Below are 19322 nucleotides of genomic sequence, written 5' to 3'. Positions count from 1 at the left end.
GTGTTGCCACCGTTATCGGTGTTGCCGCCGTTGTCGGTGTTGCCGCCGTTATCGGTGTTGCCGCCGTTGTCGGTGTTGCCGCCGTTGTCGGTGTTATCGCCATCATCAGTATTGCCACCGTCATCGGTGTCGTCGGAAGGATCATCAGAAGGCGTCGCCTTTGATTCCAGATACCAGTTGCCGTCACTGTGCTGGTAGAGGTTATATTCCCAGGCGCCTGCGACGACCGGTTTTGCCAGCGTCAGTTGGGCTTCGGAACTGCCGCCGATGCTGACAATTTCCATACCGTTAATGGTTTGCGCGCCTGCGCCGCCAATGTTGGTGATGCTGATGCCAGACTGACCGAAGCTGCTACCCGTAATAGTGAGGTGATCAGTTGGTGAATTATCTTCACCCAGGGTGCTGTTCATCACGATCTGGCTACCGTCAGAGCCGGTGTAGTCGCCATTAATCGTAAAATTATTGCCAACGCTATTATCAGCCGCACTGAGTAACAGCGTGCCGCCATTAGTTACGTTGCCGTTGATGGTATCGACGCCGGAAGCGCTGAGCGTGGAGTTACCCTGGACTGCATTCCATGCCGCCAGCGTACCGCCGCTAAGAACCGCGATGTTGTTGTTCACTTCGCCTGCGGTGGCAAAGGTCGCGCCATTTTCAACGGTAACGGTGGCGTTACTGCCCTTGACGCCGAGCGTTGCGTCGGTGGAGACCAGCGTGGTACCGCCGTGCAGAACCGTATCCCCTGTATAGCTATTTTTGCCCGTCAGGGTCAGGGTGTTGGAATCAACTTTTTCGACGTTACCGCTACCGGTCATGTCGGTGGCGAAAGTGAAATCGCTTCCCTGGTTAAAAATGACGGTACCGTTGTTGGTGAGCCCACCGCTGAGGGTCGCGGTTTTTTCGCCATCGCCCAGTTGCAACGAAGCATCTTTGGCCACCCGTGTATTACCGGTATTCGATACCGCGCCTGACAGGGTTAACGCGCCCGTGTCTATCAGCAAGGAATCGCCAGAGCCAATAATATCGAGATCGCCCGACAGCGCCCAATTTTCGCCCATCATTTTTATACTGGCAAAACCGTCGCCTTCGTTCAGACCCACAAAGTTACTGTCTTCCGTACCGGTGCCGATCAGGGTGAGAGTGTTTCCCGTGGAATTGGTGGAAATAACGTCACCGATAAGAGTGGAACCCGTATCAAGCACCAGGGTGTTATTTTTATTGCTGGCAAACATAACAGCGGCTGTATCACCACTAATCGTTCCGCTATTCGTGATATCTACTTTTGCATTATTCGTTACATTAAAACCGTATTGCGCACCCTGCACGTTACCAGTATTTATGACCTTAGTGTTACCCTCGCTCAGAGCGATTCCATCATTCGCTGTGCCAGTGATCGTACCCGCATTATTAATGGCAACGCCTGCAAGTGCGTTCAGGCCAGTTTTACCTTTAATAACTCCGGTTGTGCTATTTGAAATACTTACAGCCGATGAGTTTTCACTAACGAATATACCATCCTCAAAAGCGGTTATATTCCCACGGTTGCTAATTTCACCTTGCATTGATTCAATACTAATAGCTGTAGCCGATTTCGATGTGATGGCGGCACCTTCCTCGTTATTCACCACAACACGTTGCGCGGCAGTATTTATATCCAGGCCAGTTTCCCTACCGGAAATATTCCCTTCGTTAGTGATATTATTGATAGTAAACCCAGTGACAGATACCGCCGCTTCACTATCTGCGGAAGATATCGTCACGTCTTTATTAATAACATATTCAGCATCGGCTGAGAAATCTTGAGGAACAGAAGTTGATTGGTCAATCGTTGCAGAAAACGCAACCGCAGGGGTGCATATCAACAAGGCAGGAAATATCTTTCCCAGAGTTTTGGTTGTATTATTTAATTGGGAGGGTTTGTTGCTCATGTACACATCCATTTGAGTGAGAAGGAATATTCGACACGTGTGTGAAACGTATATCGATCGCCTAAATAATGAGCTCAAAACAAAGAGCGTAAAATTATTATTTTTTCAATGGGTTATGTACAGACTGTTTTATTAAAGAATGACTTAAGGTCCTCTAAAAATATCTGTTGGCAATATGAGTTGTTACTATTATTTTGCGGCATGAATTTGTCGTACGCGTCGTTTTCTTTCTTTAGCGCCGTAATCGCTGTTAAGGTGGTGATGATTGCCAATACTTGCGATTTACTTTGAAGCGTAAGATGACCCCTTTAAGTCGGGGTGGTAACTGTCTACACTCATTGCTACAAGAAAAGTAAAAGACGGGCATATACATGATTCTGATAATTTATGCGCACCCCTATCCGCAGCACTCGCATGCGAATAAGCGGATGCTTGAGCAGGCAAGGACGCTTGAAAACGTAGAGATACGTTCCCTCTATCAACTCTATCCTGATTTCAATATCGATGTCGCCGCCGAACAGGAGGCGCTCTCCCGTGCCGATCTGATCGTCTGGCAGCATCCGATGCAGTGGTACAGCACGCCTCCGCTGCTGAAATTGTGGATCGACAAAGTTTTCTCCCACGGTTGGGCATATGGACACAACGGCAACGCGCTTCAGGGCAAAAGCCTGATGTGGGCTGTTACCACCGGCGGGGGGGAAAGCCACTTTGAGATTGGCGCCTTCCCCGGATTTGACGTGCTGGCGCAGCCGCTCCAGGCTACTGCCCTTTACTGCGGTCTGAACTGGCTTCCGCCTTTTGCGATGCACTGTACCTTTGTCTGCGACGATGAAACCTTGCAGGCGCAGGCTCGTCACTACAAACAACGTTTACTTGAGTGGCAGGAGACGCACAATGGATAGCCATACGCTGATACAGGCGCTGATTTACCTCGGCGCGGCGGCATTAATTGTGCCCGTGGCGGTTCGTCTGGGGCTGGGCTCGGTGCTCGGCTATCTGATTGCCGGGTGTGTGATTGGCCCCTGGGGCTTTCGGCTGGTGACGGATGCCGAGTCGATCCTGCATTTTGCGGAGATCGGCGTGGTGCTGATGCTGTTTGTGATTGGTCTGGAGCTGGATCCGCAGCGGCTGTGGAAACTGCGCGCCTCGGTGTTTGGCGGAGGCGCCCTGCAAATGCTGGCCTGCGGTCTGCTGTTGGGCGGGTTCTGCATTCTGCTGGGGATGGAGTGGAAAGTCGCAGAGCTGATCGGCATGACGCTGGCGCTCTCCTCGACGGCGATTGCCATGCAGGCAATGAACGAGCGTAATCTGACGGTGTCGCAAATGGGGCGCAGCACCTTCTCCGTACTGTTGTTCCAGGATATTGCCGCCATCCCGCTGGTGGCGATGATCCCGCTGCTGGCAGCCAGCGGCGCATCAACGACGCTGGGAGCATTTGCCTTATCAGCGCTGAAGGTTGCCGGTGCGCTGGCGCTGGTTGTTCTGCTTGGTCGCTACGTAACGCGTCCGCTGCTGCGCTTTGTTGCTCGCTCTGGCCTGCGCGAAGTATTCAGCGCCGTTGCGTTATTCCTGGTGTTTGGTTTTGGATTGCTGCTGGAAGAGGCCGGGCTGTCGATGGCAATGGGCGCCTTCCTCGCGGGGGTCTTACTGGCAAGCTCCGAATACCGTCACGCGCTGGAAAGCGATATCGAGCCGTTTAAAGGATTGCTGCTGGGGCTGTTTTTCATCGGCGTCGGGATGTCTATCGACTTCGGGACGCTGGTAACCCATCCGCTGCGCATCATCATTCTGCTGGTGGGTTTCCTGGTCATTAAAATGGCGATGCTGTGGCTGATTGCCCGCCCGTTAAATGTGCCAAAACCGCAACGCCGCTGGTTTGCCGTGCTGCTGGGGCAGGGGAGTGAGTTTGCTTTCGTTGTCTTTGGCGCAGCGCAGATGGCAAATGTACTTGATCCGGAATGGGCAAAAGCGCTGACGCTGGCGGTTGCGCTGTCGATGGCCGCAACGCCGATCCTGCTGGTGCTGCTGACGCGTCTGGAGAAAACGGGAAGCGAACAGGAGCGAGAAGCCGATGAGATCGACGAGGAGCAGCCGCGGGTGATCATCGCCGGATTTGGCCGCTTCGGGCAGATTACTGGCCGTTTACTGCTCTCCAGCGGTGTCAAAATGGTCATTCTCGATCACGATCCTGACCATGTCGATACGCTGCGTAAATTCGATATGAAAGTGTTTTACGGTGATGCGACCCGCGTCGATCTGCTGGAATCCGCCGGGGCGGCGAAAGCCGAGGTGTTGATTAATGCCATTGACGATCCAGAGACCAGTATGCAGATGGTTGAGCTGGTCAAAGAGCATTTTCCGCATCTGACCATTATCTCCCGTGCGCGCGATGTGGATCACTACATCCAGCTGCGTCAGGCGGGTGTGGCAGCCCCTGAACGTGAAACCTTCGAAGGGGCGCTCAAATCTGGCCGCATGGCGCTGGAAAGCCTGGGGCTTGGCGCGTATGAGGCACGTGAGCGTGCCGATCTGTTCCGCCGTTTTAATCATGAGATGGTGGAAGAGATGGTGGCGATGGCGAGCAGTACGGCAACCGAACGCGCTGCGGTGTTTAAACGCACCAGCACCATGCTGACGGAGATCATCAACGAGGATCGTAATCATCTGTCGCTGGTTCAGCGCCACGGCTGGCAAGGAACGGAAGAGGGCAAGCATACTGGTGATCCTGCGGATGAACCGGAGAGTAAACCCTCTGCGTGAAGTGGAGTTGCCAGCAATATTAAAAAATTTCTAATTCTTTACCCTGCCGCCAGTCGACGAAAGATTAAGCTTTCCGTATAGTGGCGGCAATTTTTTGCATCCGGGAAATTTTCAATGATCAGTCTGATTGCAGCGCTGGCGGTAGACCGCGTTATCGGCATGGAAAACGCCATGCCGTGGAACCTGCCTGCCGATCTCGCATGGTTTAAACGTACTACGTTAAACAAGCCGGTAGTGATGGGCCGCCTGACCTGGGAGTCGATTGGTCGTCCGCTGCCGGGTCGTAAGAATATTGTGATCAGTAGCCAGCCGGGCACTGACGATCGCGTTCAGTGGGTTAAGTCCGTAGATGAAGCCATTGCCGCCTGCGGCGATGCCGAAGAGATCATGGTGATCGGCGGGGGGCGTGTGTATGAGCAGTTCCTGCCAAAAGCGCAGAAACTGTATCTGACGCACATTGATGCGGAAGTGGAAGGGGATACCCATTTCCCGGATTACGATCCGGACGAGTGGGAGTCCGTATTCAGTGAGTTTCACGATGCGGATGCGCAGAACTCACACAGCTACTGCTTCGAAATTCTGGAACGTCGTTAACGGTTTTATCCTCTCCCCGAAGGGAGAGGATAAATATCTTCAGGAGGCGACTGCCTCACCCTCGCCTAAGTCCAGCTGTCGGTTGGATGGCTGCACAAAGTAAGTTTTATCTTCCCAGCGTAAGCAGGTTAAATCCCCGCCCCAGCAGCATCCGGTATCCAGCGCATAGATATTTTCCGGGGTGCCTTTTCCTTCCAGCGATGCCCAGTGTCCAAATACCACACTGTATTCGTTTGTCACGGGGCCCGGAATCGCAAACCATGGCTTAAGCGGCGCAGGGGCATTTTCAGGCGTATCTTTGCAATACATATCCAGTTGCCCGTTCGGGAAGCAGTAGCGCATCCGCGTAAAAGCATTGGTGATAAAACGCAGTCGCGCCAGGCCGCTGAGGTCATCACTCCAGTTATTCGGCATGTCGCCATACATCGCATCCAGGAAGAACGGATAGGAGTCGCTCGCCAGCACCGCTTCGGCGTCGCGCGCGCAGGTTTTTGCCGTCTCAAGATCCCACTGAGGCGTGATGCCGGCATGCGCCATCACCAGCTTTTTCTCTTCGTCAATCTGTAGCAGCGGCTGGCGACGCAGCCAGTTGAGCAACTCATCGGCATCCGGTGCTTCCAGCAGGGGGGTAATGCGATCTTTCGGCTTATTACGGCTGATCCCGGCGTATACGGCCAGCAGATGCAGATCGTGGTTGCCCAGCACCATGCGCACGCTGTCACCCAGCGATTTGACATAGCGGAGGACGTCCAGGGAACCGGGACCGCGCGCCACTAAGTCGCCCGTCAGCCAGAGCGTGTCCTGCCCGGGGGTGAAGTCGACCTGTTTTAATAATGCGATCAGTTCATCGTAGCAACCGTGAACGTCGCCAATCAGATATGTAGACATTAGATTAATGAATAAGTGTAGGTACGGCGAGACGGAATACGGGAATAGCAATGCGGAAAGCATTGCCGTCGGCATCGACCATTTCATAATGGCCCTGCATGGTACCCAGCGGCGTTTCAATTACCGCGCCGCTGGTGTACTGATACTCTTCGCCAGGGGCGATATGGGGTTGTTCACCGACCACGCCTTCGCCCTGGACTTCAATTTCACGGCCATTGCCGTTGGTGATAAGCCAGTAGCGCCCGAGCAGTTGCACAGGCATCCGCCCCAGATTGCGAATGGTTACGGTATAAGCAAAGACAAAACGTTCTTCATCCGGTGTGGATTGGGACTCAATGTAGACGCTTTGAACCTGAACACAGACGCGGGGCGAATCAATCATGGCTTAGCTCTCCTTCGGCGGCGCATTGTCGCTGATGTAATTAGCCAGCTTGCAGTACTGCTCTACGGAAATATTTTCCGCACGCATTGCCGGGTCGATGCCCAACTCAGCTAATACGTCAACGGTAAACAGATTGCCAAGGCTGTTACGAATCGTTTTACGGCGCTGGTTAAAGGCTTCTGTCGTGATACGGCTCAGTATACGCAGGTCTTTGACCGGGTACGGCATCGTTTTATGTGGCACCAGGCGCACAACCGCAGAATCTACTTTTGGCGGCGGCGTGAACGCGGAAGGCGGTACTTCTAATACCGGGATCACGTTGCAGTAATATTGCGCCATCACGCTTAAACGACCATACGCTTTACTGTTCGGCCCTGCAACCAGACGGTTAACGACCTCTTTTTGCAACATGAAGTGCATGTCGGCAATGGCATCAGTATAGCTAAACAGATGGAACATCAGCGGGGTGGAGATGTTGTACGGCAGGTTACCGAACACGCGCAGCGGCTGTCCCATTTTTTCTGACAGTTCGCCGAAGTTCATGGTCATCGCATCCTGTTGATAAATCGTCAGCTTCGGCCCGAGGAACGGGTGCGTTTGCAGACGTGCGGCCAGATCGCGGTCGAGTTCGATAACGGTCAGTTCGTCGAGGCGTTCGCCTACCGGCTCGGTCAGCGCGGCAAGACCCGGGCCGATTTCGACCATGGCCTGACCTTTCTGCGGATTAATGGCAGAAACGATACTGTCGATCACAAACTGATCGTTGAGGAAGTTTTGCCCGAAGCGTTTACGGGCTAAGTGGCCCTGATGGACTCGATTAGTCATTGAGTATTAACAATCATTTTGATGGCGAGATTAAGCGCCGTAATAAAACTGCCGACATCCGCTTTTCCCTGGCCTGCCAGATCCAGCGCAGTACCGTGGTCAACGGACGTTCGAATAAAGGGTAAACCGAGGGTGATATTCACCCCGCGGCCAAAGCCCTGGTATTTTAGCACGGGCAGACCCTGATCGTGGTACATCGCGAGTACGGCGTCGGCATTATCCAGGTATTTGGGCTGGAAAAGGGTGTCGGCAGGCAGAGGCCCGCTGAGGTTCATCCCCTTCGCCCGCATCTCCTCAAGCACCGGAATGATGGTGTCGATCTCTTCGGTGCCCATATGTCCGCCCTCACCCGCGTGCGGATTCAGGCCGCAAACCAGCACATGCGGCTGCGGAATGCCGAATTTGGTTTGCAGATCGTGATGCAAAATGCCAATGATCTCACGCAAGAGTTCAGGCGTAATGGCATCCGGAATGGCTTTGATCGGCAGGTGCGTTGTTACCAGCGCAACGCGCATTGCTTCGGTTGCCAGCATCATCACCACTTTCGGGCTGTGCGAACGCTCTTCGAAAAATTCGGTATGCCCGGTAAACGGAATGCCCGCGTCATTGATCACGCCTTTATGCACCGGACCGGTGATCAGGGCGGCAAATTCGCCCTGAAGGCAACCGTCACAGGCGCGCGCCAGCGTCTCGACAACGTAGTGGCCGTTTTCGGTGTGTAACTCACCGGGGACAACAGGCGCACGGAGCGGAACAGAAAGCAGGGTGAGAGTACCCGCCTGCTGCGGTGCGGGCTGTTGGCCTTCAACGTAAGGGAGGAGCGTTAAAGGCAGACCGAGCAAAGCTGCCCGGTCTTGTAACAGTGTTGCATCTGCGCAGACAACCAACTCTACCGGCCAGCTGCGCTGGGCGAGCTGAACCACAAGGTCAGGCCCAATCCCGGCGGGTTCGCCGGGGGTGATCACAACACGATGCGGTATCATCAGTTGCTCAACACTTTCACGTAAGCGCTGGCGCGTTGTTCCTGCATCCAGGTTGCGGCTTCTTCAGAGAACTTACGGTTAAACAGCATGCGATACGCACGGTCTTTCTGCGCCGCGTCGGTTTTATCCACGTTGCGCGTGTCCATCAGCTGGATCAGATGCCAGCCGAAGGAGGAGTGTACCGGCGCGCTCATCTGGCCTTTATTCAGCTTCATTAACGCATCGCGGAAAGCCGGATCGTAAATATCCGCTGCCGCCCAACCCAGGTCACCGCCCTGGTTTGCAGAGCCAGGATCCTGAGAGAACTCTTTTGCCGCTTTATCGAAGGTGGTTTTACCGCTCTTGATGTCTGCCGCGATCTGTTCCAGCTTCGCACGAGCCTGATCGTCAGTCATGATCGGAGACGGCTTAAGCAGGATATGACGCGCATGCACTTCGGTAACCGAAATGTTCTGGCTCTGGCCGCGCAGGTCGTTCACTTTCAGAATGTGGAAGCCCACACCGGAACGGATTGGACCGACGATGTCGCCTTTCTTCGCCGTGCTCAGCGCCTGGGCAAACAGGGATGGCAGCTCCTGAATACGCCCCCAGCCCATCTGGCCGCCTTTCAGCGCCTGCTGGTCAGCGGAATAGGTGATCGCCAGCTTGCCGAAGTCATCGCCATTACGCGCCTGCTCAACGATAGCGCGCGCCTGGCTTTCCGCCTCAGCCGCCTGATCGGAGGTTGGGTTTTCCGGCAGTGGGATCAGGATGTGGCTCAGGTTAAGCTCAGTGCTGGCATCATTCTGATTCCCTACCTGTTTTGCCAGGGCATCCACTTCCTGAGGCAGGATGGTGACGCGGCGACGGACTTCATTGTTACGCACTTCTGAAATCAGCATCTCTTTACGGATCTGATTACGGTAGGTGGCATAGCTGATGCCGTCATAGGCCAGGCGGCTACGCATCTGATCCGGGGTAATGTTGTTCTGCTTTGCAATGTTGGCGATCGCCTGATCGAGCTGCTCGTCAGAGATCGTCACGCCCATTTTCTGGCCCATCTGAAGAACAATCTGATCCATGATCAGACGCTCCAGGATCTGGTGGCGCAGCGTAGCGTCATCCGGAAGCTGTTGACCTGCTTCGCCCGAGTTGAGCTTTACAGATTTCATCAAACCGTCAACGTCACTTTCAAGCACGACGCCGTTGTTAACCACAGCCGCGACTTTATCGACAACCTGTGGGGCCGCGAAGCTGGTATTCGCAACCATAGCGACACCGAGTAGCAGCGTTTTCCAGTTCTTCATACTTTTTCCATTTCAATTAACCGCAAAGCGGATTACGTTGTAAATCAAGCACATTACAATGAACTACGATACGGCAGAATGTTCGAGCGCAGCATCTGCTGCGTGCCCAGACCGTAGTTAGAACTCAGGCCGCGCAACTCGATATTAAAGCCGATCACGTTATCATATTTGCCCTGACTGTTTTGCGTATCCCAGCCGTTAAGTTTGCGTTCGTAACCGACACGTATTGCGTAACAGCAGGAGTTGTATTGCAGACCCAGCATCTGGTCAGCAGGTTTTTGGGCATTCGTGTCATAGTAGTAGGCCCCGACGACTGACCAACGATCGGCGATCGGCCAGCTCGCGGCGGTACCCACCTGTGAAATACCGTCTTTGTATTGGTCTGTATTCGCATAGTTTGGCAGCGTCGCCTGGATATACTCCGGGCTGGCGTAACGGTACGTCAACTGCAACATGCGGTCTTCATCACGACGGTATTCGATGGCTGCGCTGCCCGTCGCGATATTGTCCAGTCGTGTATCGTACTGAACACCACCGCGCAGACCCCAACGATCCGTCATGCGCCAGTAGGTGTCGCCCGCCCATACCAGTGAGCCCGTTTTGTTGTCTTTCTCCCAGTTAATGTCGTCATCACCGGTACGAGACTCGGTGAAATAGTAGATTTGACCAACAGAAACGTTAAAACGTTCAACGGCAGCATCATCATATACGCGCGTTGTGACGCCAGTCGTTAACTGGTTAGCAGACGCAATACGGTCAAGCCCGCCGTAGGTACGGTCACGGAACAGGCCGCTGTAGTCTGATTGCAGGAAGGAAGAGTCGTAGTTTTGAATTTTGCTCTGATCGCGATAAGGCACATACAGATACTGCATACGCGGCTCAAGCGTCTGGGTGTATCCATCGGCGAGAAGGCCCATATCACGTTCGAAGATCAGCTTCCCGTCCATTTTGAATTGCGGAAGCGTACGGTTTACCGACTCTTCAAGATCGGTACCATAGCGTTTGTTATACCAGTCCAGATTTTTCTGCTGGTAATGGGTGGCCATCAGCTTAGCTTCGGTATTCAGGCTCGCCCAGTCGTTTGACCACGGCAGATTGATCGTCGGCTCGATATGCAGACGCGTTGATTCCGGCATATCCGAGTTGGTGTTGACGAAATGGACCGCCTGAGCATAAACGCGCGTGTCGAAAGGACCCACATCGTTCTGGTACCAGTTCACGTCCAGCTGCGGCTCGGCACCATAGGTACTACGCGATTGCGTATCAAATACCTGGAACTGTTTGGTCGACACCGTCGCGTCAAAGTTCTCAATGGCGTAGCCCACGCTGAATTTCTGCGTGGCGTAACCGTCGGTACTGGAGCCGTATTTAGAATCAAAGTCGTTGAAGTAATACGGATCGCTGACTTTGGTGTAGTCGATGTTGAAGCGCCACACCTGATCCAATACCCCGGCGTGCTTCCAGTAGTACATCCAGCGGTGCTTATCACCTTCGCTCGGATGCTCGTCCTGGAACACCTTATCTGATGGCAGATAATCAAATTCCATCAGACCCGCGCCCGCCTTGGTCAGATAGCGGAATTCGTTCTCCCACATGATGTTACCGCGCTTATGGATATAGTGCGGCGTGATCGTGGCGTCCATGTTGGGCGCAATGTTCCAGTAGTACGGCAGGTAGAACTCAAAGTAGTTCGACGTGCTGTACTTGGCGTTCGGGATCAGGAAACCTGAACGACGTTTGTCACCCACAGGCAGTTGCAGGTAAGGGCTATAGAAAATGGGCACCGGGCCGAGTTTAAAACGGGCGTTCCAGATCTCTGCAACCTGTTCTTCACGGTCGTGGATCACTTCACTGCCCACAACGCTCCAGGTATTTGACCCTGGCAAACAGGAGGTAAACGTGCCGTTTTCGAGAATGGTGTAGCGGTTTTCGCCGCGCTGCTTCATCAGGTCCGCGGTACCGCGCCCCTGACGACCGACCATCTGGTAATCACCTTCCCAGACGTTGGTGTCTTTGGTATTCAGATTCGACCAGGCTTTCGGACCTTTCAGGATGACCTGATTGTCGTCATAGTGCACATTACCCAGCGCATCCACCGTACGGACAGGCGCCTGAGCACCTTCCGGTTGCTTCTGGTGCAATTGCACTTCGTCAGCAAGCAGGCGACTGTTTCCCTGGTTAATATCGACATTGCCCGTAAAGGTCGCATTGTCAGGATAATTACCTTTTGCGCTGTCGGCATTAATGGTGACGGGTAAGTCATTCGTATCGCCTTTCACCAGTGGGCGATTGTAACTTGGGACGCCAAGCATACACTGCGAGGCGAGATCGGCTGCGAGCCCCTGTTGGCTATACAGGGCGGTGCCAATCATTGTGGCCAGAAGGGTGGGGATACGTTTTTTCATACGTTGTATTTTATTGTTCCGTCATCAGTGGCTACGGCTTACAAACGCTCAGAGACTATCTTACTCATCAGCGCAGTACCAGCGTTAATCCTGCCCGTTTGCGCGCCAGAGTGTTAGGCTCGCTATCGAATGACGAGTATGATAATGCAAATTATAGGCGATGTCCCTCAATTGACCGTGGCGCGACCACTGTAATGATGGCGTTGCGTCGGCCAGGAACATGACCATTCGGGGAGTATATGCAGTATTGGGGTAAAATAATCGGCGTTGCGTTCGCAATTATTATGGGTGCCGGATTCTGGGGTGTCGTTCTTGGCCTCATTATCGGCCATATGTTTGATAAAGCACGCAGCCGCAAAATGGCCTGGTTTGCCAACCAGCGCGAGCGCCAGTCACTCTTTTTCTCCACCACCTTCGAGGTGATGGGGCACTTAACCAAATCAAAAGGACGCGTAACGGAAGCCGATATTCAGGTGGCCAGCGTCTTTATGGATCGCATGAATCTGCACGGCGAATCCCGCATCGCGGCGCAGAATGCGTTCCGGATTGGTAAATCAGATCACTACCCGCTGCGTGAAAAAATGCGGCAGTTCCGTAGCATCTGTTTCGGGCGTTTTGATTTAATTCGGATGTTTCTGGAAATTCAAATCCAGGCCGCCTTCGCGGATGGCTCTCTGCATCCGAATGAACGGGACGTCCTGTATGTGATTGCTGAAGAGTTGGGCATTTCCCGCATGCAGTTCGATCAGTTCCTGCGCATGATGCAGGGCGGCGCGCACTTTGGCGGCGGTTATCAGCAGCAATCGTCCGGCGGCGGCTGGCAGCAGGCGCAGCGTGGCCCTACGCTTGAAGATGCCTGTAACGTCCTCGGCGTGAAGCCGTCTGACGATGTTACGACCATCAAACGCGCCTATCGTAAGCTGATGAGCGAGCACCATCCGGATAAGCTGGTGGCGAAAGGCCTGCCGCCAGAGATGATGGAGATGGCGAAACAGAAAGCGCAGGAAATCCAGAAAGCCTACGAGCTAATTAAAGAGCAGAAAGGTTTTAAATAAAAAAATGGCCCGACAGTGTCGGGCCATTTTTTCAGAAGTCCACCGGGGCTTTGAACGTCATGGCGTTGCCGAAAGCAGGGTGGGTGATGGTGAGCGTCTGCGCATGCAGTTGCAGGCGCGGCGCTAACGCCAGCGCTTCCGGCGGCGCATAGAATCTGTCCCCCAGAATGGGGTGACCCATCGCAAGCATATGCACACGCAGCTGGTGGGAGCGCCCGGTAATCGGCTTCAGCAGGACGCGCGCGGTGTTATCCGGCGCGTACTCCAGCACTTCATACTCGGTTTGCGCGGCCTTGCCGGTTTCGTAACACACCTTCTGCTTTGGCCGGTTCGGCCAGTCGCAAATCAGCGGTAAATCCACCAGCCCTTCCGCCTGCGCCGGATGGCCCCAGACGCGCGCGACATACTGTTTCTTCGGCTCGCGCTCGCGGAACTGACGCTTCAGCTCGCGTTCTGCCGCTTTATTCAGAGCCACCACAATCACGCCGCTGGTCGCCATATCCAGACGATGGACAGACTCGGCCTGGGGATAATCACGCTGGATACGCGTCATCACGCTGTCTTTATGCTCTTCCAGACGCCCCGGCACGGATAACAAGCCGCTCGGCTTGTTAACCACCATAATATGCTCGTCCTGATACAGAATGACCAGCCACGGATCCATCGGGGGATTGTAGGGCTCCATTACCATCTTGCGCTCCGCTTACTGATGCGTCACAACGATAAGACGCAGGGCGTCGAGACGCCATCCCGCCTGATTCAGGCTTTCCAGCACCTGCTGGCGGTTGTTCTCAATGGCGGCCAGCTCATCGTCACGAATGTTAGGGTTCACTGCTTTCAACGCTTCCAGACGCGACAGCTCGGCAGAAAGCTTCTCATCGGCTTCGCTACGCGCCGCATCGATCAGCACTCTGGCCGCTTTTTCGGCCTGGGCTTCACCCAGTTGCAGAATGGCATGCACGTCCTGCTGCACCGCATTCACCAGCTTACTGCCGGTATGGCGGTTCACCGCGCTCAGCTGACGGTTGAAGCTTTCAAACTCCACCTGGCCGGCCAGGTTCGTACCGTTTTTATCCAGCAGCAGACGCACCGGGGTTGGCGGCAGGAAGCGGTTAAGCTGAAGCTGTTTCGGCGCCTGCGCTTCCACAACGTAGATCAGCTCCACCAGCAGCGTGCCCACAGGCAAGGCTTTGTTCTTCAACAGGGAGATGGTGCTGCTGCCGGTATCGCCGGAGAGGATCAGATCCAGACCGTTGCGGATCAGCGGGTGCTCCCAGGTGATGAACTGTGCATCTTCGCGGGAAAGCGCCACATCACGCTCAAAGGTGATGGTGCAGCCGTCTTCCGGCAGGCCCGGGAAATCCGGCACCAGCATATGATCGGACGGGGTCAGCACGATCATGTTCTCGCCGCGATCGTCCTGGTTAATGCCGACGATGTCGAACAGGTTCATGGAGAAGCTGATCAGGCTGGTGTCATCGTCCTGTTCTTCGATACTTTCGGCCAGCTGCTGCGCTTTTTCACCGCCGTTGGAGTGGATCTCCAGCAGGCGATCGCGACCCTGCTCCAGCTGAGCTTTCAGCGCGTCGTGCTTCTCTCGACAGGATTTGATCAGCTCATCAAAGCCCTCGGTGTTTTCCGGCGCCGCAAGGTAACCGATCAGATCGCTATGCACCTGGTCATAAATGGTGCGGCCCGTCGGGCAGGTATGTTCAAACGCATCCAGGCCTTCGTGGTACCAGCGAACCAGAACGGACTGGGCGGTTTTCTCCAGATACGGAACGTGGATCTGAATATCGTGCGCCTGACCGATACGATCCAGACGGCCGATACGCTGCTCCAGCAGATCCGGGTTAAACGGCAGATCGAACATCACAAGATTGCTGGCGAACTGGAAGTTACGGCCTTCAGAACCGATTTCGGAGCACAGCAGAACCTGCGCGCCGCTGTCCTCTTCACTAAACCACGCCGCAGCGCGGTCGCGCTCGATAATAGACATGCCTTCATGGAACACGGCGGCGCGAATACCTTCGCGCTCGCGCAGCACTTGTTCAAGTTGCAGGGCGGTGGCTGCCTTGGCGCAGATCACCAGCACCTTCCGGGAACGGTGCGCGGTCAGATAACCCATTAACCACTCCACGCGCGGATCGAAGTTCCACCAGGTGCCAGTGTCGCCTTCAAATTCCTGATAAATTTGCTCCGGGTAGAGCATATCGCGCGCGCGATCTTCCGCTGATTTACGGGTGCCCATAATGCCGGAGACTTTAATCGCCGTCTGGTACTGGGTCGGCAGCGGCAGTTTGATGGTGTGCAGCTCGCGTTTCGGGAAGCCTTTCACGCCGTTACGGGTGTTGCGGAACAGCACGCGGCTGGTGCCGTGACGGTCCATCAGCATGTCGATCAGCTCTTTACGCGCAGATCCCGCATTATCGCTGTCGCTGTTCGCGGCCTGAAGCAGCGGCTCAATATCCTGCTCGCCGATCAGATCGCTGAGGGTGTTAAGTTCATCATTAGAGAGACGATTACCGGCCAGCAGCAGCGCAACGGCGTCCGCCACCGGACGGTAGTTTTTCTGCTCTTCAACAAACTGCTCAAAATCGTGGAATCGGTTCGGATCGAGCAGGCGCAGACGGGCGAAGTGGCTCTCAAGACCCAGCTGCTCCGGGGTGGCGGTCAGAAGCAGAACGCCCGGTACGCGCTCGGCAAGCTGCTCAATCGCCATGTATTCACGGCTTGGCGCATCTTCGCTCCAGACGAGGTGGTGCGCTTCGTCGACGACCATCAGATCCCATTCTGCGTCGCACAGGTGCTCCAGGCGCTGCTTGCTGCGGCGTACGAAGTCCAGGGCGCAGATCACCAGCTGTTCGGTTTCAAACGGGTTGTCCGCGTCGTGCTGGGCTTCGGCATAGCGCTCGTCGTCGAACAGGGAGAAGCGCAGGTTAAAGCGGCGCAGCATCTCGACCAGCCACTGGTGTTGCAGCGTTTCCGGCACCACAATCAGCACGCGCTCGGCAGCGCCAGAGAGCAGCTGCTGGTGCAGGATCATGCCTGCTTCGATGGTTTTACCCAGGCCCACTTCGTCAGCCAGCAGCACGCGAGGCGCATGGCGACGGCCCACGTCATGGGCGATATTCAGCTGATGGGGAATAAGGCTGGTACGCTGGCCGCGCAGGCCGCTCCACGGCATGCGGTACTGTTCACTCTGGAACTTACGCGCGCGGTAGCGCAGGGAGAAGCGATCCATTCGGTCGATTTGCCCGGCAAACAGACGGTCCTGCGGCTTGCTGAAAACCAGTTTGCTGTCGAGCAGCACTTCACGCAGGATAACATTCGTCTCGTCGGTATCAAGACGCGTTCCAATGTAGGCGAGCAGTCCATTCTCTTCTTTTACGTCTTCAACCTTCAGCTGCCAGCCTTCGTGGCTGGTCACGGTGTCGCCCGGATTGAACATTACGCGGGTAACAGGGGAGTCATTGCGAGCGTACAGGCGGTTTTCACCGGTAGCAGGGAAAAGGAGGGTAACCATGCGCGCATCGACGGCAACGACGGTTCCTAATCCAAGTTCGCTTTCTGTATCGCTGATCCAGCGTTGACCAAGTGTAAAAGGCATAGTTGTTCGGCTCTAATCTTTAATTGCAGGCAATAGTTCGACCCCGTCAAAAAAGACGGTCATCGAAAAATGGGTCCGGGAATGGAAAGGGCGCTATGGTACTGGATGGCAACGGTTTCGTCACGCGTCAAAATAGCCCAAGTTGTCCTGTCACTAGTGTAGCAAAGTCGTCATTGATGAACGGTAAAATTCCCTCCGCAACCGGCTGAAGCTGGCGGGTCAGGTAGTGATCGTAATCGAGCGGAGACTGCTGGTAATCAACGGGTTCCGGGCCGTTAGTTGTCCAGACGTATTTGATCGTACCCCGGTTCTGATACTGCGGCGCACGGCCCCGGCGAACATTCTCTTCATCCGCCAGCCGCGCGGCGCGTACGTGGGGAGGAACGTTACGTTGATATTCGGCCAGCGGGCGGCGCAGGCGCTTGCGATACACCAGCTGGTCATCCAGTTCACCCGCCATCAGGCTGGCGATGGTGTCGCGCACGTAGTCCTGATACGGCTCGTTGCGAAACACCCGCAGGTAGAGCGTCTGCTGGAACTGCTGCGCCAGTGGCGTCCAGTCGGTGCGCACCGTCTCCAGCCCTTTAAAGACCATCCGCTGCGTGTCACCTTCCTGAATCAGCCCGGCGTAGCGCTTCTTGCTGCCCTGGTCGGTTCCGCGAATGGTCGGCATTAAAAAGCGGGCAAAATGGGTTTCAAACTCCAGCTCTAACGCGCTGGTTAACCGCTCTTTTTGCAAATTTTCGCGCCACCAGTCGTTCACGTAGGCGACCAGTTCTTTGCCGATGCGCGCGGCGTCGTCTTCTGAATGGGCCGCTTTCAGCCAGACAAAGGTGGAGTCGGTATCGCCATAAATAACGTCATAGCCCCGGGATTCAATCAGCGCTTTGGTCTGGCGCATAATGTCGTGCCCGCGCATGGTGATGGAAGACGCCAGACGGGGATCAAAGAAGCGGCAGGCGCTGGTACCCAGCACGCCGTAAAAGGCGTTCATAATGATTTTCAGCGCCTGTGAGAGCGGCTTGTTGCCGTGGCGCTTCGCCTCGTCGCGGCCGTGCCAGATGTTTCCCACAATTTCGGGCAGGCAGTGTTTTTCCCGCGAGAAGCGTGCTCCAAGAAAACCTTCGGTGCTGTGCGCATCGTCTGGCTGCGCCATTCCCTCCACCAGCCCCACCGGATCAATCAGAAACGTGCGGATAATTGACGGGTACAGGCTTTTATAATCCAGCACCAGCACCGAGTCATACAGTCCGGGCCGTGAATCCATCACGTAACCGCCGGGGCTGGCCTGCGGCGGCACGTCGCCGAGATTAGGGGCGACATAGCCCGCCCGGTGCATCCGCGGGAAATAGAGGTGGCTGAAGGCCGCTACCGAGCCGCCGTGCCTGTCGACCGCGAGACCGTTCACCGTTGCGCGTTCCAGCAGGAACGGCATGATCTCGGTTTTGTGGAAGATCTGCGTCACCAGCTCGCAATCTTTCAGGTTATAGGTAGCGAGCGCCGGTTTATCCTCGTTAAAGCGCCGGTCGATCTCGTCCATTCGGTCCCAGGGATTGTCGATGGATTTACCTTCGCCGAGCAGTTCCTGGGCGACCGCTTCCAGCGAGAAGGAAGAGAAGTTCCAGAAGGCGGATTTCAGCGCCTCGATGCCGTCGATAATCAGGCGACCATTGGCCTGTGCAAAGAATACGCCGTTCTTAAAACCGTGCTCACGCCACTCCAGCTCGCTGTTGCCGCGCCCCAGAATCAGCGGGATACGGTAACGCTCGGCATGTTTTTGCAGCACGCGCAGGTCAAACTGCACTACGTTCCAGCCGATCAGAACATCCGGATCGTGCTCGGCAAACCACTGGTTAAGCTTCTCCAGCAGTTGCGGGCGGCTGTTGACGTACTCCAGATTAAAATCCAGCGCGGACGCATCGCCGTTCGGCGGCCCGAGCATATAGACAACCCGCTGCCCACAGCCTTCCAGACCAATGCAGTACAGTTCGCCGTGGCGGGTGGTTTCAATATCCAGCGACACCCACTTTAGCGGCGGGCGATAGTGCGGATTAGGCTTCAGGCGCGCGTTAACGATCCTGCCGTTTTGCGCGGTGCCATCTACCCAGACGGGGGCGGTGATAAACCGCTCCATCAGAAAGCGTTCAGGCGGGCGAATGTCGGCCTCGTAAAGCGTCACGCCTGCTTCACGAAGCAGCTTTTCATAGCGCATCAACTGGCGATGGGCGCGGCAGTAGAGGCCGTAAACCGGCTGGCGGTGGAAATCTTTCAGCTGAAGCGGCGTAAGGCGCCAGTTGTTTTCGCCGCGTAGCAGTTGTTTCACTTTCTCGACGTGAGCTTCAGGAATAAAGGCCACGGACTCCTGCGGCGGGAGCGTAACGTTTAGTGGGCCGTTGTCCGTTGCCAGCCAGAATTCAACCTCAGTACCCTGAGGGGTATCCTGCCAGTGTCTGGTCAGTAAAAAGCCTTCTTGCGCCTGCGTCACGGCGTTATCCCATAAAACAAAACCAGGCCTGATTATAGCCTGGTTGAGGGGTGTTTGCTGGGGTTTTATACAGTGCCTGTTCCGCCGGATGGCGCTGCGCTTATCCGGCCTACAGGTTCCG

Annotated in this window: 14 protein-coding genes; 4 read left to right on the top strand and 10 right to left on the bottom strand. The window is 55.2% G+C overall.

Annotated elements, in window-relative coordinates; all coding sequences use genetic code 11:
* A partial coding sequence (locus SK54_RS22775; RefSeq protein WP_255354937.1) for an autotransporter outer membrane beta-barrel domain-containing protein occupies positions 1 to 1928 on the bottom strand: 1928 nt, incomplete at its 3' end.
* A gap of 371 nt (positions 1929 to 2299) precedes the next feature.
* Here SK54_RS22775 and kefF point away from each other — a divergent pair.
* From kefF to folA, 3 genes are all read left to right on the top strand, one after another.
* On the top strand, positions 2300 to 2830 hold the full coding sequence (kefF, locus tag SK54_RS19935) for a glutathione-regulated potassium-efflux system oxidoreductase KefF (RefSeq protein ID WP_017383806.1): 531 nt from the start codon (positions 2300 to 2302) through the stop codon (positions 2828 to 2830).
* Positions 2823 to 4688: a glutathione-regulated potassium-efflux system protein KefC gene (gene kefC, locus SK54_RS19930; RefSeq protein ID WP_023295908.1), complete on the top strand. Its 1866-nt coding sequence runs from the start codon at positions 2823 to 2825 to the stop codon at positions 4686 to 4688. Before kefF ends, kefC begins: the two co-directional genes overlap by 8 nt.
* Positions 4689 to 4802: 114 nt before the next feature.
* Entirely contained in the window at positions 4803 to 5282 is a 480-nt protein-coding gene (gene folA, locus SK54_RS19925; RefSeq protein ID WP_003856431.1) for a type 3 dihydrofolate reductase, read from the top strand.
* Between the two features lie 39 nt (positions 5283 to 5321).
* Here the strand turns inward: folA and apaH are convergent, their stop codons facing one another.
* From apaH to lptD, 6 genes are read right to left on the bottom strand one after another with little or no spacing between them, the layout of a single operon-like run.
* On the bottom strand, positions 5322 to 6170 hold the full coding sequence (gene apaH / locus SK54_RS19920; protein ID WP_015572649.1) for a bis(5'-nucleosyl)-tetraphosphatase (symmetrical) ApaH: 849 nt from the start codon (positions 6168 to 6170) through the stop codon (positions 5322 to 5324).
* Positions 6171 to 6174: 4 nt separating this feature from the next.
* A complete protein-coding gene (gene apaG / locus SK54_RS19915) occupies positions 6175 to 6552 on the bottom strand; it encodes a Co2+/Mg2+ efflux protein ApaG (protein WP_003856425.1) in 378 nt (125 codons plus the stop codon).
* Positions 6553 to 6555: 3 nt separating this feature from the next.
* Positions 6556 to 7377, bottom strand: coding sequence for a 16S rRNA (adenine(1518)-N(6)/adenine(1519)-N(6))-dimethyltransferase RsmA (rsmA, locus tag SK54_RS19910; protein ID WP_032620900.1), 822 nt, complete (start codon positions 7375 to 7377; stop codon positions 6556 to 6558).
* A complete protein-coding gene (gene pdxA, locus SK54_RS19905) occupies positions 7374 to 8360 on the bottom strand; it encodes a 4-hydroxythreonine-4-phosphate dehydrogenase PdxA (RefSeq protein ID WP_017694531.1) in 987 nt (328 codons plus the stop codon). The genes rsmA and pdxA overlap by 4 nt, the downstream gene beginning before the upstream one ends.
* The gene (gene surA / locus SK54_RS19900; RefSeq protein ID WP_017383803.1) at positions 8360 to 9646 is read right to left on the bottom strand and encodes a peptidylprolyl isomerase SurA; all 1287 of its coding nucleotides are present in this window, start codon (positions 9644 to 9646) and stop codon (positions 8360 to 8362) included. The genes pdxA and surA overlap by 1 nt, the downstream gene beginning before the upstream one ends.
* Positions 9647 to 9699: 53 nt before the next feature.
* The gene (lptD, locus tag SK54_RS19895) at positions 9700 to 12051 is read right to left on the bottom strand and encodes an LPS assembly protein LptD (RefSeq protein WP_017383802.1); all 2352 of its coding nucleotides are present in this window, start codon (positions 12049 to 12051) and stop codon (positions 9700 to 9702) included.
* A gap of 239 nt (positions 12052 to 12290) precedes the next feature.
* On the opposite strand from lptD, the gene djlA reads away from it, so the two are divergent.
* The gene (gene djlA / locus SK54_RS19890; RefSeq protein WP_015572652.1) at positions 12291 to 13106 is read left to right on the top strand and encodes a co-chaperone DjlA; all 816 of its coding nucleotides are present in this window, start codon (positions 12291 to 12293) and stop codon (positions 13104 to 13106) included.
* 31 nt (positions 13107 to 13137) lie between these two features.
* Here djlA and rluA read toward each other — a convergent pair whose 3' ends face one another.
* The 3 genes from rluA to polB form a co-directional block, all read right to left on the bottom strand.
* Positions 13138 to 13797: a bifunctional tRNA pseudouridine(32) synthase/23S rRNA pseudouridine(746) synthase RluA gene (gene rluA / locus SK54_RS19885; protein ID WP_003856412.1), complete on the bottom strand. Its 660-nt coding sequence runs from the start codon at positions 13795 to 13797 to the stop codon at positions 13138 to 13140.
* Positions 13798 to 13809: 12 nt separating this feature from the next.
* Positions 13810 to 16716 carry an RNA polymerase-associated protein RapA gene (gene rapA, locus SK54_RS19880; protein ID WP_048247832.1) on the bottom strand — a complete coding sequence of 969 codons (2907 nt, stop codon included), beginning with the start codon at positions 16714 to 16716 and terminating at the stop codon, positions 13810 to 13812.
* A gap of 127 nt (positions 16717 to 16843) precedes the next feature.
* On the bottom strand, positions 16844 to 19201 hold the full coding sequence (polB, locus tag SK54_RS19875; protein ID WP_048247830.1) for a DNA polymerase II: 2358 nt from the start codon (positions 19199 to 19201) through the stop codon (positions 16844 to 16846).
* Between the last annotated feature and the right edge of the window lie 121 nt (positions 19202 to 19322).

Source organism: Enterobacter sp. MGH120 (assembly GCF_001037725.1).
GTDB classification, from domain to species: domain Bacteria; phylum Pseudomonadota; class Gammaproteobacteria; order Enterobacterales; family Enterobacteriaceae; genus Enterobacter; species Enterobacter hormaechei_C.
This window is presented reverse-complemented; position numbering and strand designations above follow the sequence as displayed.

Coding starts and splice junctions, on each gene's coding strand:
- kefF (WP_017383806.1), top strand. CDS start 2,300: ATGATTCTGATAATTTATGCGCACCCCTATCCGCAGCACTCGCATGCG.
- kefC (WP_023295908.1), top strand. CDS start 2,823: ATGGATAGCCATACGCTGATACAGGCGCTGATTTACCTCGGCGCGGCG.
- folA (WP_003856431.1), top strand. CDS start 4,803: ATGATCAGTCTGATTGCAGCGCTGGCGGTAGACCGCGTTATCGGCATG.
- apaH (WP_015572649.1), bottom strand. CDS start 6,170: ATGTCTACATATCTGATTGGCGACGTTCACGGTTGCTACGATGAACTG.
- apaG (WP_003856425.1), bottom strand. CDS start 6,552: ATGATTGATTCGCCCCGCGTCTGTGTTCAGGTTCAAAGCGTCTACATT.
- rsmA (WP_032620900.1), bottom strand. CDS start 7,377: ATGACTAATCGAGTCCATCAGGGCCACTTAGCCCGTAAACGCTTCGGG.
- pdxA (WP_017694531.1), bottom strand. CDS start 8,360: ATGATACCGCATCGTGTTGTGATCACCCCCGGCGAACCCGCCGGGATT.
- surA (WP_017383803.1), bottom strand. CDS start 9,646: ATGAAGAACTGGAAAACGCTGCTACTCGGTGTCGCTATGGTTGCGAAT.
- lptD (WP_017383802.1), bottom strand. CDS start 12,051: ATGAAAAAACGTATCCCCACCCTTCTGGCCACAATGATTGGCACCGCC.
- djlA (WP_015572652.1), top strand. CDS start 12,291: ATGCAGTATTGGGGTAAAATAATCGGCGTTGCGTTCGCAATTATTATG.
- rluA (WP_003856412.1), bottom strand. CDS start 13,797: ATGGTAATGGAGCCCTACAATCCCCCGATGGATCCGTGGCTGGTCATT.
- rapA (WP_048247832.1), bottom strand. CDS start 16,716: ATGCCTTTTACACTTGGTCAACGCTGGATCAGCGATACAGAAAGCGAA.